Genomic DNA, 13,458 nt, shown 5'->3' with positions numbered 1-13,458 from the left:
GAGCGGCCCGGCAGGGACGGCTACTTGCCGCCCTGCTCCGCCAGTTGCTTCACGAAGGGACGGATGCGGGCATGCGCCGCGTCGATGCGCTTCCTGAGCTGTTCGGCATACGCCTTCATGTCCGCGATGGGACGGGTGGCCACGCCGCTGTCCATGGCGGCCTGGGCCACCGCCGGCGTCACCGTGGTCAGGATGCGGGGGTCGAGCGGCTTGGGGATCACGTAGTCCCGCCCGTAGGAGAGCTCCCGCACGCCGTAGGCCGTAAGGATCTCCGCAAGCACGGGTTCCTTGGCCAGCGCGGCCAGAGCACGCGCGGCGGCCAGCTTCATTTCTTCATTGATGACGCGGGCGCCCACGTCCAGCGCGCCGCGGAAGATGTAGGGGAAGCCGGAAACGTTGTTGATCTGGTTGGGATAGTCGGAGCGGCCGGTGCCCATGATGGCCGTGGGGCAGGCGTCCTTGGCGTCTTCGTAGGTGATCTCGGGGTCGGGATTGGCCATGGCGAAGATGATGGGAGAGTCCGCCATGGAGCGCACCATGTCCTTGCTCACCAGGCCTTTCTTGGACAGGCCGAGGAAGACGTCCGCGCCCTTGAGGCAGGCGGCGAGGTCGCCGCGATTCTCCGCCTGGGCGAATTCTTCCTTGTACTGATTGAGGCCGTCGCGGCCCTTGTAGATGAGGCCGCGCGAGTCGAACATGAAGATGTTCTCCCGTTTCACGCCCATGAGCACATAGAAGCGGGCGCAGGCGATGCCCGCCGCCCCGGCGCCCACCACCACGGCCTTGAGGTCTTCCACCTTGCGGTTGGTGATCTCGCAGGCGTTGATGAGGGCCGCGCCGGAAATGATGGCCGTGCCGTGCTGGTCGTCGTGGAAGACGGGGATCTGCATGGCGGCCTTGAGCTTCTCTTCGATGTAGAAGCATTCCGGGGCCTTGATGTCCTCAAGGTTGATGCCGCCGAAGGTCGGCTCCAGGCACTTCACCACGTTGATGAGCTCGTCGCTGTCCGTGGTGGCAAGGTCGATGTCGTAGACGTCCACGTCGGCGAAGTTCTTGAAGAGCACGCCCTTGCCTTCCATAACGGGCTTGCCCGCCAGCGGGCCGATGTTGCCCAGGCCCAGCACGGCCGTCCCGTTGCTGACCACGGCCACCAGATTGGCCCTGCCGGTGTATTCGGCGGCGCAGTCGGGATTTTCCTTGATGGCAAGACAGGCTTCCGCCACGCCCGGCGAATAGGCCAGCGAGAGATCCAACTGATTTTCACAAGGCTTGGTCGGGATGACCTCCAGCTTACCGGGGCGCGGGGCCCGGTGATACGCCAACGCATCTTCACGGGTGAACAGAGCCATTCAACGTTTCTCCTCAAAAAACCTCTTGAACTTGGCGGCCGGCCGGTCCAGCACCGGCGGCCCGCCCCGCTGACGGGGGAACGAACCCTTTTGCCAGGGTATTGCGAAACTACGCCCGCCATATATATGTGTCAACGTAGTTTGATTACGCAAACACCTTCTTTTCCTCATGAAATTTTATTCACAATTTTTTTGTGCCGTATAAATAGATGAGAATGGATAGTAAAAAGAAATATTTTCTCTCCAACTACTCTATTTTTCGCCTAAGCAAAGCGAAAAATACGCATTCCATGCACGAATCGTGGGAATAAAGACACATTTTTGATGTAAAAAAATTGGTATTTTTCATTCTGCATTTGTCACAAAAAAATTATATAAAATGATGAATTTCATTTTTTCCCCCCAAAAATCCCTACTGTGGAAAACATGGTTGTTTTTCCCAGACAAAATTTTCCGCAAAAGGATCTTGCCCATTTCATGAGATATGTGTCATATGCGGAGCCAGCCTTGCCCTTGCACTGGGCTTGCCGCTATGCTTCGCCCCATGAATATCGTGTATTACGGAAACTTCCTTGCTCATGGCCTGCGGGCGGCGGGGCACGACGTGCGCCTGCTCACCCTGCAGCCCGGCGTGTCCCTGCGCCAGCGCCTGGACGACGTTTGCGGGCCTGACGGCTGGCGGCCTGACTGCCTCGTGCTGGAACTCTGGAGCCGCCTCGTCCTGCCGCCGGATCTCGCCGGCGCGCCGCTGCCGCTGGTGGGCTGGTACATCGACGCCCCCATCAATATGTATTGGCTGGAGCCGCTCCTGCCCCTGTTCTCCCTGCTCTGCGTCGATCAGCTGACCGTGCAGCCCCGCCTGAACGCTCTCGGGCATCCGGCGCACTGGCTGCCGCTCTGCGCCCGGCATGACTGGTTCCGCCCGCCGCAGCCCGCCAAAGACGGCCTGCTCTTCATCGGCACGCGTAATCGGATCCGCCGCAAGCGGGAAAACATCATCGCCCGCATCCAGGAACAGACGGCCCTGACCTGCCTTGACGGCCTGTCCTTTGCCGAAGCGCAGGACAGGCTGGCGGGCGCCGCCCTGAGCCTCAACGAGAACCTCTTCCCGGGCGTGACGCTGCGCATCTTCCAGAGCCTCGCCGCCGGGGCCCTGCCCTTTACCGAGCGGCTGTCGCCCGGTCTGGACAAACTGCTCACCGAAGGCGAGCACTACCTTGCCTACGGGCCGCACGATCTGCGGGAACAGCTTGCCGAAGCCTGCGCCCACCCGCAGCGCTGCGCGGACATGGCGGCAGCGGCGCAAACGCTCTGCCGCGAACGGCATGCGGATACGCAGCGGGCCGCCGAACTGCTGCGCCTTCTCCAGTCGCCATCCACCACGCTCACGCCGCCCGCCGACTTTCCCGACGACCGGCGACGTCGCGCCGAACTGGGCGTCGCGCTTGCCGGTCATGCGCTGACCGTACGCTACGGCGGCAGCGTGGGGCCCTACCTGACGGCTCTTGCCCGTCTGGCGCAGGGGACGGATGCCGTCGCCGTCTGGGCACAGCTCCATCTCGGTTTGCGGCAGGCACGCCGCGGCAAGGCCGTGGAAGCCCAGCGAACGTTCATGCGGGCCTGCGAGCTGGCCCACGGCCTCCCCCCTTCCGACCCCGGAGCCGCCGAGGACCTGCGCGGCACCGCCCTGCTCCGGCTCGCGCAGCTGCATGAAGCCTGCCGCCACACGGCGGACTGCCGCCAGATCCTTTCCCTGCTCGGCCGCTCGGATGCCCGCCTGGCCGCCGCCCTGTCCCGCCCCATCCCGCCCCATGTCCCCGTAGAGGACGTCCTGCCGCTGCAGCTGGCCTATGCCGCGCAGGCGCTGGGCCATCACGGCTATGCGGGCTTCCTGACCCCCAAGGGCTTCATCCTGCCGGAAGGCGCCGCCGAGCTGGCCCTGCTGGCCTGGGAGCGCGCGCCCTCCGAGCCGGCGCTTTCCTTCCTCTTTGAGACCTTCACCGCCCTGGGCATCGAGCTGGAACTCTATCCTCTCCTGCTGGACGCCCTGCCGCGCGGCCTGCTCTCCGACGCGCACATCCTGCACACGGCCCGCCTGGCCGAACAGTGCTACGACGCTGCCACGGCCCGGCAGATCGCCGCTGCCTGGCGAAAGCGTCCCGAAGTGAGAAAGCTAAAAAAATAAAACAGTTATTTTGAAAAACAAAAAAACTTTCCCTTCACCGCAAAAAAGTGTTGACCTTTCCGCTCGTTTTGCGTAGTTATTTCCCTCGTCGGGATGTAGCGCAGTCTGGGAGCGCACTTGAATGGGGTTCAAGGGGTCGAAGGTTCAAATCCTTTCATCCCGACCAGTAGACCAGACGAAATCGGCCGGTAAGGTATCACGCCTTACCGGCCTTTTTCGTCATTCATGGCGCAAGTCGCGGCGCTGCCGTCCCCTCCCTCGCCTGCCCGCCCTTCCCGGACGCCCCTCCATCACAGGTCCTTCGGAGCACGCGCCAGACTTTGTCCGCGTCCGACGCCGAAGAAGGACCGGCTGCCGCTCTTTTCTTGACATCGGTGACGAATTTCTCCAAGACATCCAAAATGGCTGCCCGCCGCTTCCCGGCATCCGTCCCCGCACTTCACAGGGAGGTTTCCACATGTCGCTTTTCCGCGCGCTTCTGCGCATCGTCATGCTGCCGCTGGCCATCCTGCTGCTTCTGGGACTCTTCATCAAGAGTCTCGTGATGGTACTTTTCGTCATCAGGCCGTTACGTGCCGCCGCCGAAGCCGGGGAAGCCGACGCCCAGTACCGCTATGCGGAACGCTGCCGCACGGGAGACGGCGTGCCGCAGGACGATACGCAGGCCGCCTTCTGGTATCGCAAGGCCGCCGAACAGGGACACGCCGAGGCCCAGAACGCGCTTGGCCTCTGCTGCCTGCGCGGACAGGGCCTGCCGCGGGATGACGCGCAGGCGGCCGAATGGTTCCTCAGGGCCGCCAAGAACGACGATGCCGCGGCCCAGTACAATCTTGGCCTTTGCTGCTTCAACGGCATCGGCCTGCCCCAGGACGACGCGCAGGCGGTCGAATGGCTGCGCAAGGCGGCCGCGCAACATCTGGCCGTTGCGCAGCAGGCGCTCGGCTACTGCTGCTGCTTTGGGCGGGGCCTGCCGCAGGATGACATGCGGGCCGTCTCCTGGTGCAACAAAGCGGCCGAACAGGGCCCGCCGAGCCTGCCGGACGGTCTGCTCGGCCTCTTCCCCTTCACCGACGCCGATCCGCAGACCGATGCGCTGAACGTGCGTATCTGCCGTGCGGTCGCCCTGCAGGGCGACGCGGCGGCGCAAACTCGCCTGGGAATATGCTGCCGCTATGGTCTGGGGACCCCGCGAGACGACACGCAGGCGGCCGACTGGTTCCGCAAGGCGGCCGCCAAGGGCCATGCCGGGGCGCAATATCTGCTGGGGCTCTGCCATCATGAAGGCACGGGCCTGCCGCGGGATCACGCGCAGGCGGCCGAATGGTTCCGCAAAGCCGCCGAGCAGGGACATCCCGAAGCCCAGACCGCCCTTGCCGACTGTTGCCGCGAAACGCCGCGGAATGACGCACAGGGGGGTGCCGAAGCCGAAGAACGTCGCAAGGAGGACAGGACGACGGATTCTCAGGTGCGGGACGAACAGCGCCTGACGACGGCCCCGCAGAGCGTGGAGGATCTCCGGCAGGCGGCCGAACAAGGGGATGCCGAAGCCCAGATCCTCTATGGGGACTGCTGGCGCAAAGGGGAAGATGGCGTGCCGCAGGACATTACGCAGGCCGCGTGCTGGTATCGCAAAGCCGCCGAGCAGGGACACCCCCTGGCGCAATACGCTCTCGGCTTTTGCTATGATGAAGGCCTCGGCGTGCCGCAAGACGATACGCAGGCTGTCTTCTGGTACCGCAAGGCCGCCGAACAGGGCCATGCCGGGGCGCAATACGTTCTTGGGGATCGCTGCTCCAGCGGGTGTGGCGTACCGCAGGATCACGAGCAGGCCGCTTTCTGGTGGCGCAAGGCCGCCGAGCAGGGCCATGCCGGGGCGCAAAACATCCTTGGGAAGTGCTGCTTCACCGGACAGGGCGTGCCGCGAGATCCTGTGCAGGGCGCCCAGTGGATCCGCAAGGCCGCCGAGCAGGGAGAAAGATCGGCGCAGTATAATCTTGGTTTCATCTACGCGGAGGGCCTCGGCGTGCCGCAGGACGATACGCAGGCTGTCTTCTGGTATCGCAAAGCCGCCGAACAGGGCCATGCCGATGCCCAGACATCCCTGGCCGACTGCCTCCATCGAGGTCTGGGGACGCCGCGGGATGATGCGCAGGCGGTCGTATGGCTGCGCAAGGCGGCCGAGCAGGGAAACGTCGTGGCCCAGGGCAATCTTGCCTTCAGCCTTGCCCGCGGCCAGGGCGTCCCGCAGGATGAGGCACAGGCCCTCGAGTGGCTGCGCCGGGCCGCCGCGCAGGGGGATGCCCCTGCCGAGGAACTTCTTGAAGACTATGCACGGACGGGCTCCCTTGTCCAAACGCTGGACAAGCGGATCCTGCTGACGGACCCGCAGGCCGTCGCGGCCATCCGTCAGGCTGCCGAAGAAGGCGATGCGGAGGCTCAGCTCCGCCTCGGGCGCGCTTACCGTAACGGAGAGGGCCAGCTGCCGCGCGATCTTGGCCAAACCGCCCGCTGGTACCGCAAGGCCGCCGAGCAGGGCCATGCCGAGGCCCAGCTCCTCTATGCCGAGTGCCTCCACGAAGGAAAGGGCGTGCCGCAGGATGATGCACAGGCGGCCTTCTGGTACCGCAAGGCCGCCGAACAGGGCAATGCCCACGCGCAGCTCCGTTTCGGCGTCTGCTGCGGACGGGGAATGGGCGTGGCGACGGATGCCGTACAGGCCGCCGTCTGGTTCCGCAAGGCCGCCGAACAGGGCCAGCTTGACGCCCAGTGCAATCTTGCCAACTGCTATGCGACGGGCGACGGCGTCCCGCACGATCTCGAGCAGGCCGCGTACTGGTTCCGCAAAGCGGCCGAACAGGGGGACGCCAAATCCCAATCCAGCCTCGGCATCCTTTATCAATGGGGCGACGGCGTCCCGCAGGATTATGCGCAGGCCGCCCAGTGGCTGCGCAAGGCTGCCGAACAGGACGAGGAAACGGCGCAATACGCCCTGGGCCTGTTGTACCTGCAGGGCGACGGCGTCCCGCAGGATGAGGCGCAGGCCGAGAACTGGCTCCGCAGGGCGGCCGCTTTGGGCCATTCCGGCGCGCGTACCGCCCTTGCGGCCTGTCAGGGTGATGCCGAGGCGCAATTCTCGCTTGCGCTCCATTACCACCACCAGCCGCTTGAGAGGCCGCAGGACAAAAAACAGGCCTTCCTCTGGGCCGGCAGGGCCGCCGCGCAGGGCTATGCCGAAGCGCAGTTCGGCCTTGGCATCTGCTATATGTCCGGCGACGGTGTGGAAGAAGATGCGGCAATGGCGGTCCACTGGATGCGCAAGGCCGCCGAACAGGGGCATGCTCAGGCGCAGTTCCAGCTTGCCAGCTGCTACCGGCTGGGATACGGCGTGGCGAGGGATTATGATCAGGTCTTCGCCTGGGTCGGCAGATCCGCCGAACAGGGATACGACGAGGCGCAGTACGGCCTTGCCATGTGCTATTACCTGGGCGAAGGCGTCGAAAAGGATGATGTCCAGGCCGCGTACTGGTTCCGCAAGGCCGCCGAGCAGGGTCACGAGGAGGCGCGGGAGGCGCTTGCCCGCTATGACCTCGAAGGCAGGGAGGACTAGGGCCAGTCGACACTATTCGCTGCCTGTTTGGGGGGAAGGGGCCCCCCTCGCTCTGCTGTCGATGCCCGTAAGGCTCCTGCATCGCCTAACGGGCACGGCCTGCGGCCGCCCGTTGGGTCGCGCCGGCGTGGGAGGGCCCAGCCTTTTCGTAGCGAAGCGAGAAAAGGCGTTCTCGTCATCCTTCCCCCCAATCCCCCATCCCTTCCCCTGCGCGCTTTTATCGGGTAAGAGTCAGAGACACGAGGCAATCCCGCCTCCAGAGACAAGCGGAGCGTGTGCAGGTTATTTTTTCTTACCAACTGAAATTATTTGCAACACATATCAGCACACCCCGGGGCAGTGCGGGCGAGGAAAAACGGCGGGACATGTCCCGCTCCTGACCGCGGCGGGGAGCGCAAGCCCCAAACGCCGTTGCGCCCCGCGCCCGCCCCTGCGGGGCACGATCCACGGGCCATGCCGCGCCGCCGGGCCGTCAGCGCCGGCGCGGCATGGGAACGATACCCGGTCGGAAGGGAGGTTTTCCGCCATGTTGCGTCTTTTGGGCTATCTCATGCTCATCCCGATCCTGATCCTCTGGATCATCTTCCGGCTCCTCCGGCATGCCCTGCACAACATTTGCCGGCTTGCCCGGCATGCCCTGCTCAGAAACAACGGCATCCTGCAGACCTGTGCGGAAGCGGGCAAGGCCCCGGCGCAACATGCCCTCGGCATCAAATACTCCAGAGGCATCGGTCTGGCGCGTGATGAGCGTCAGGCCGCCGTCTGGTGGCGCAAGGCCGCCGAACAGGGCGACGGACCGGCGCAGGGCCATCTCGCCCTTGCTTACGAGCAGGGATGCGGCGTGCCGCAGGACGACGAACAGGCCGTCTTCTGGCACGGCAAAGCGGCGGAACAGGGCTTCGCGCCCTCACAGGTCAGCCTCGGCCTGCGCTGCGAGCAGGGGCGCGGCGTGCCACGGGACGAGACGCTGGCCGTCTTCTGGTTCCGCAAGGCCGCCGAACAGGGCGATAAGGAGGGGCAGTTCCATCTTGGCCGCTGCCTTGATGCGGGCATCGGCACGCCGCGCGACATGGACGAAGCCTTCCACTGGTGGCACAAGGCCGCCGAACAGGGCCATGCCATAGCGCAGGCGGCGCTGGGCGACTTCTATCTGTTCTGGCTGGAGGATGCGTCGCAGGCCGTCTTCTGGTTTCAGAAGGCGGCTAAACAGGGCCATGTTTCGGCGCAGCGCCGCCTCGGCGTCTGCTGCCTGCTTGGTGACGGCATCAACAAAGATGAAAAAAAGGCCGTTTTCTGGCTGCGCAAGGCCGCCGAACAGGGCCATGCCGAGGCGCAATTCTATCTCGGCATCTGCTACGAGTGCGGGCTGGGCCTGCCGCGGGACGCCGCCCAGGCCGAAGACTGGTTGCGCAAGGCCGCCGAACAGGGATACCCTCTGGCGCAAAACAGGCTTGTCGCCTGTCACGCGCGGGGGCTGACCCCTGAACAGGCCGTCCGCTGGTACCGGGAAAATGCCGAGCAGGGCAATGCCGAAGCACAACGCCGCCTCGGCTGGTGCTATCAGGATGGACTGGTCGTGCCGGAAGATGACGCGCAGGCCGTGGTCTGGCTGCGCAAGGCCGCCGAACAGGACGACACCAAGGCGATGGAGAGCCTCGTAATCTGTTACAAGGTCGGACTGGGCGTGGCACGGGATACGGATCAGGCCGATTTCTGGGAGCGCAAGGCCCAGACGCTGAAGAACGGCAATGGGAGCTATCTCCCGAAGCCCAGCGAGCAAGAATCTCTGTACGACCATGGCGCGAGCGACGCCGGGCAGGAGATCGTACAGCTCCGCAGGGCCGCCGAACAGCGACGTTACGAAGCGGCAAGCGAGCTTGGCCTCCGCTATGCCCTCGGCAAGGGCGTGGCACGGGACGATGCGCAGGCGGAGATCTGGCTCCGAAGGGGCGCCAAACGTGGGGAAGGACAGGCGGCGTATCTGTACGGACGCCTCCTCCTTCGCAAGGGGACGCCGCAGGATGACCGGCAGGCCGTCGCATGGTTCCGTCTGAGAGACTGGTATTACGTCTCAAGCAACGCGCTCGGCCAGTGCTTCGTCCGTGGGCGGGGCGTGACGCGGGACGGCGCGCAGGCCGTCAAAACCTTTGGCCGCGCCAAGTATACCTCCAGTGCTCCGAACTTCTACAACCTTGCCCTGTGCCACTTCCACGGCATCGGCACGCCGCGTGACGAGGCGCAGGCGGTGCAATGGCTGCGCGAGGCCGCCAAACTGGATCTGGCCGCGGCGCAACATGCCCTCGGCTATTGCTTCTGCTTCGGCCGCGGCCTGCCGCCCAGCGACCGGCTGGCCGTCCGCTGGAGCCGCCGGACGATCCTCCAGGGAACGCTGACGGACGACGAGACCCTGCTCGGCCTTTTCCCCTTTGTGGACAATACGGATCCCCAGGCCGAAGCGCCGGACGTGAGCGCCTGCCGTGAAGCGGCCCGGCAGGGAGACGCGGCGGCGCAAAACCGCCTGGGCCTGTGCTGCCGCTACGGTCTGGGCGTGTCGCGGGATGACGCGCAGGCGGTCCACTGGTTCCGCGAGGCCGCCGCACAGGGGCATGCCGGGGCGTTCTATCATCTGGCGCTCTGCCATGCCGAAGGCACGGGCCTGCCGCGGGATGAGACGCAGGCCCTGGCCTGCCTGCGCGAGGCCGCCGCACGGCAGGACAGCGAAGCGGCAAGCCTGCTTGCGGACTGCGAGCGGGAAGGCTCCCTGGCCGAGGCCCTGCGGCGGCGCTTCCCGACGCCGCTCCCGCCGTCCGTGGAGGCCCTGCGCGAGGCCGCCGAACAGGGGGACGCCGAGGCCTGCTTCCGGCTTGGCGAATGTCTCCGCAGGGGGGACGGTCTGCCGCAGGACAAGCGACAAGCCGCTGAGTGGTATCACCGTGCCGCCCAGCGGGGCCATATCGATGCCCTGTTCCACGACGGCAAGCGTGAACAGGCCGCCAAGCTGGGACAGGTGGACGCCCAACGCAGCCTCGGCGAATACTACGCCACCACCGAGGAACGGATACGTCTGGCGGATCCGCGCGAGGCCCGCTACTGGTTTGAAAAAGCCGCCGACCAGGGCGATGCCCGGGCGCAGACCAGCCTTGGCCTGCTCCTGCTGAACGATATCTGGCCCCCCCAGAAAAAACTGGGGGCCGACTGGCTGCGCAAGGCCGCCGAACAGGACGAAGAGACGGCGCAATACTACCTCGCCCTGCTCTATCTGGAAGGCAGGGGCGTGCCGGAAGACAACGAACAGGCCGCCTTCTGGCTGCGCAAGGCCGCCGATCAGGGACTCGATAAGGCATCCATCGCCCTTGCGGCCGTGCTGGGCGACGCCGAGGCGCGATGCAGGCTGGGCGTCACGTATTATTACGGCTATGAGCCCGACGGAAACGAGGCGCAGGGCGTGCGCTGGTATCGCGCAGCCGCCGAACAGGGCCATGCCGAGGCCCAGTGGCGCCTCGGCTGCTGTTATGAAGGAGGCAAGCATGTCCCGCAGGACATCAGCCAGGCCGTCTTCTGGTGGCGCAAGGCCGCCGATCAGAATTATGTACAGGCGTTCGCCGAGCTTGCCCTCTGCTGCCGGAAGGGCAAGGGCATGCCGCAGGACGACGCGCAGGCCGCCGTCTTCTGGCGCAAGGCCGCCGAACTGGGTGACCATACGGCGCAGTACAAACTCGGCTGCTGTTATGCGGAAGGCCGGGGCCTGCCGCAGGATGGCGCGCAGGCCGTCTTCTGGTGGGACAAGGCATCCCTCCAGCTGAGCGACCCCATCGTCCAGCTTGAACGATGCTATCGGGAGGGCATCCTCGTTCCGAAGAACAAGGCTCTCCACTTCTTCTGGCTCAGCCGCTGGTGGGCGTCCACCGGGCCGAAATGGACATACCGCATCGCCCTCTGCTACCTCCACGGCGAAGGCGTGTGCCGCAATGAGGAGAAGGCCGTCGAGTGGCTCCGCCGCTGCCTCACCAACTCACGGGACTACGCCCCGGCACAGTGTGAACTCGGCAACTGCTATTATTACGGCCGCGGCGTGCCGCGGGACAGGAACGAGGCCGCCGACTGGTACCGCAAGGCCGCCCGGCAGGGCTATGCGGAGGCGCAGTTCCAGCTTGCCTGCTGCTACCGGCAGTGCCAGGGCGCCGCAAAGGACCATGTCAGGATCTTTGCCTGGCTCAGCAAGGCCGCCCAACAGGGGCACGCGGAGGCGCAGTTCGGCCTTGGCATGTGCTATCACCTTGGCGAGGGCGTCAAAAAGGATGCGGCACAGGCCGCGTCCTGGTTCCGCAAGGCGGCTGCCCAGGGACAGGAGATGGCGCGGGAGGCGCTTGCCCGCTACGGCCTCGACAGCCGGGACGCTTAGAGCAATTCCACATTGAAAATGTGGATTGCTCTGGTAGTCGCGAAAGCGGCTGCCCGCAACCGAACACACGGAAAAACCACGCTTTTTCCGTAGTGTGAGGGCAGCGTCAGCATTGAAATTGGGCACAATTTCAATGCGAATCCGCGCTAGGGTCTGCCAACACTGTTTACGGCGTGTTTGGGGGGAAGGGGAACTCCTTGCAGGCGCGGGAGGGCCAGCCTTTTCGCAGCGAAGCGAAAAAAGGCGTTCTCGTCATCCTTCCCCCCAAGCCCCCATCCCTTCCCCAGCGCGATTTTGCCGTCTGACGGCTGGCGAGGGTACGACGGGCTGGTAGATTTGGGCTATCAGAAGCACTTTCGCGTTGAGCATGGGAACCACGAGCTTGCTGCAAGCATTCTCATATCAATGGGATAGAAAGCTTTTGGGCCTTTGCCAAGACTCGACTGATTCGCTTCCGTGGCATTCACAAGCATAGCTTCTATTTCCATTTGAAAGAATGCGAGTTTCGTTTTAATCTCCGTCAAGAGGATATCTACAAACTCCTCCTCAAGATGCTCAGAGAGAATCCTCTCTGCTAGTCGTGACCCTATTTTTTAATTATTATTTTACAACTATCATGTTGAACAATAGCTTGAATCAAATACATTTTATACAATAGCAATTATGACGAACTATTTGTTCTATTTTGTGATTTTCTTGTCTTGCAAATAATCGATTATGTAATTAACTTTGAAATCATATAAATATCTATGATAATCAAAAGGAATTCCTCTTTCTTCATGGTCTATTCTTGCTATTCTCGCCCCTTCACTTCTCCAATCTAGCCATTCACGCCAAGCGTCAGTAGGTGCTCGATTTTTTAAATCTTCTTTTTCTCTCTCTGAAAGACTCTCCCAATATGGAAACCAAAGCTCACAGAGCCATGTCGATTCATTTCCTTGAGTAAATAAACAGACATCGGGATCAATATCAGGATAGACTTCCCATGGGATAAATGGGTTAGGTACTAGCGGAAGCAAAGTTAAATCAACAGAAGGCGATTGTTGCTTTCTATAAAAAAACTTTTGTTTTATATATGAAAACAATGACATAGTTAATCCTCATAAATGAAGTCAGCTACCCAATCAGCTCCTCAATAACCTGCAAAACCGAAAATAATTCCGCCAATTAAGCCTCCAATCGCTGCACCTGGGCCAGTTTCTTAAGCATTCCCGTCTTCATCACAAATATAATATGGCATAAACGCTACGGGATTACCCTTTCTGTCCAAAACTCTTACCTTTTCATCATAACTTTTTTGACAGAACTATTATCTATTCCTCTCGCTTCTCCTGATAAAGACGGCACGCAAACAAACACATCAGGAGAACCATACGTAATCTCTGCTCAACATGCAGTTTTTGAACCAACATGCGCCACAAGAACATTATTACCCAAAATATATGGCGCGCCAGTTACAATGGGATTTTTGCCATGCACTGGACAGTTATAGGTACTTCCTACCAAGAGCAATCGGGCGATTGTTGCCCCTGACACTGGGGCTGCCATCAATAATACTTCCACCGTGACTGCCGGTATCTCCAACTCGCGCAACAGGCTTTTTAGGCATTACACTCCTCCACCTATATTGATAAATTATTCTGTTGCAAGAATTATTGCAACTACCTTCCTGTTAATTTTTTATTATTTTCAACGTATTAGCCAAGAAAAATCGTTTTGCTTGCGCTCTTATATCCACTTCTGTTCGCCCCAAGGACAAATTTCCATGGAAAAATTTCGACGCTTGCAGCATCGCGAGCGCCTTTTTACTGCCCGGAAACAGCCAGCCCGCAGACTATGATAACGTACAGAAAGTTTCGCACATTTAAAAATGGAAGCAGCTCGCCAAGCAGGTTAGGATTTGTTTGCGAAGACC

5 protein-coding genes, 1 tRNA gene and 1 pseudogene are annotated in these 13,458 nt (G+C 62.3%); 5 read left to right on the top strand and 2 right to left on the bottom strand.

Features of this window, described 5'->3' with window-relative positions; genetic code table 11:
- Positions 1 to 20 precede the first annotated feature (20 nt).
- Positions 21 to 1,349 (bottom strand): malic enzyme-like NAD(P)-binding protein, encoded by a 1,329-nt coding sequence (locus tag Q0K12_RS08245; RefSeq protein WP_297261871.1) that lies wholly within the window; start codon positions 1,347 to 1,349, stop codon positions 21 to 23.
- 544 nt (positions 1,350 to 1,893) lie between these two features.
- Here Q0K12_RS08245 and Q0K12_RS08240 point away from each other — a divergent pair.
- The 5 genes and pseudogenes from Q0K12_RS08240 to Q0K12_RS08220 all read left to right on the top strand — a co-directional run.
- Positions 1,894 to 3,534 carry a glycosyltransferase gene (locus Q0K12_RS08240; RefSeq protein WP_297261869.1) on the top strand — a complete coding sequence of 547 codons (1,641 nt, stop codon included), beginning with the start codon at positions 1,894 to 1,896 and terminating at the stop codon, positions 3,532 to 3,534.
- Between the two features lie 89 nt (positions 3,535 to 3,623).
- A tRNA-Pro gene (locus Q0K12_RS08235) sits at positions 3,624 to 3,700 on the top strand.
- Positions 3,701 to 3,991: 291 nt separating this feature from the next.
- A complete protein-coding gene (locus Q0K12_RS08230; protein ID WP_297261867.1) occupies positions 3,992 to 7,141 on the top strand; it encodes a tetratricopeptide repeat protein in 3,150 nt (1,049 codons plus the stop codon).
- A 526-nt stretch (positions 7,142 to 7,667) separates the two neighbouring features.
- Entirely contained in the window at positions 7,668 to 11,543 is a 3,876-nt protein-coding gene (locus tag Q0K12_RS08225; protein ID WP_297261865.1) for a hypothetical protein, read from the top strand.
- A gap of 288 nt (positions 11,544 to 11,831) precedes the next feature.
- Positions 11,832 to 12,121: pseudogene (locus Q0K12_RS08220) on the top strand (transposase); the annotation flags it as partial.
- A 102-nt stretch (positions 12,122 to 12,223) separates the two neighbouring features.
- Here Q0K12_RS08220 and Q0K12_RS08215 read toward each other — a convergent pair.
- On the bottom strand, positions 12,224 to 12,634 hold the full coding sequence (locus Q0K12_RS08215; RefSeq protein ID WP_297261864.1) for a hypothetical protein: 411 nt from the start codon (positions 12,632 to 12,634) through the stop codon (positions 12,224 to 12,226).
- Positions 12,635 to 13,458: the final 824 nt, after the last annotated feature.

Source organism: uncultured Desulfovibrio sp., from assembly GCF_944324525.1.
Lineage (GTDB): Bacteria > Desulfobacterota > Desulfovibrionia > Desulfovibrionales > Desulfovibrionaceae > Desulfovibrio.
The sequence above is the reverse complement of the archived record's forward strand: the minus strand, read 5'-3'. Positions and strand labels throughout refer to the sequence as shown.

Excerpts from the sequence above, each read along its gene's own strand:
- Q0K12_RS08245 (WP_297261871.1), bottom strand. The coding sequence starts at position 1,349 with ATGGCTCTGTTCACCCGTGAAGATGCGTTGGCGTATCACCGGGCCCCG.
- Q0K12_RS08240 (WP_297261869.1), top strand. The coding sequence starts at position 1,894 with ATGAATATCGTGTATTACGGAAACTTCCTTGCTCATGGCCTGCGGGCG.
- Q0K12_RS08230 (WP_297261867.1), top strand. The coding sequence starts at position 3,992 with ATGTCGCTTTTCCGCGCGCTTCTGCGCATCGTCATGCTGCCGCTGGCC.
- Q0K12_RS08225 (WP_297261865.1), top strand. The coding sequence starts at position 7,668 with ATGTTGCGTCTTTTGGGCTATCTCATGCTCATCCCGATCCTGATCCTC.
- Q0K12_RS08215 (WP_297261864.1), bottom strand. The coding sequence starts at position 12,634 with ATGTCATTGTTTTCATATATAAAACAAAAGTTTTTTTATAGAAAGCAA.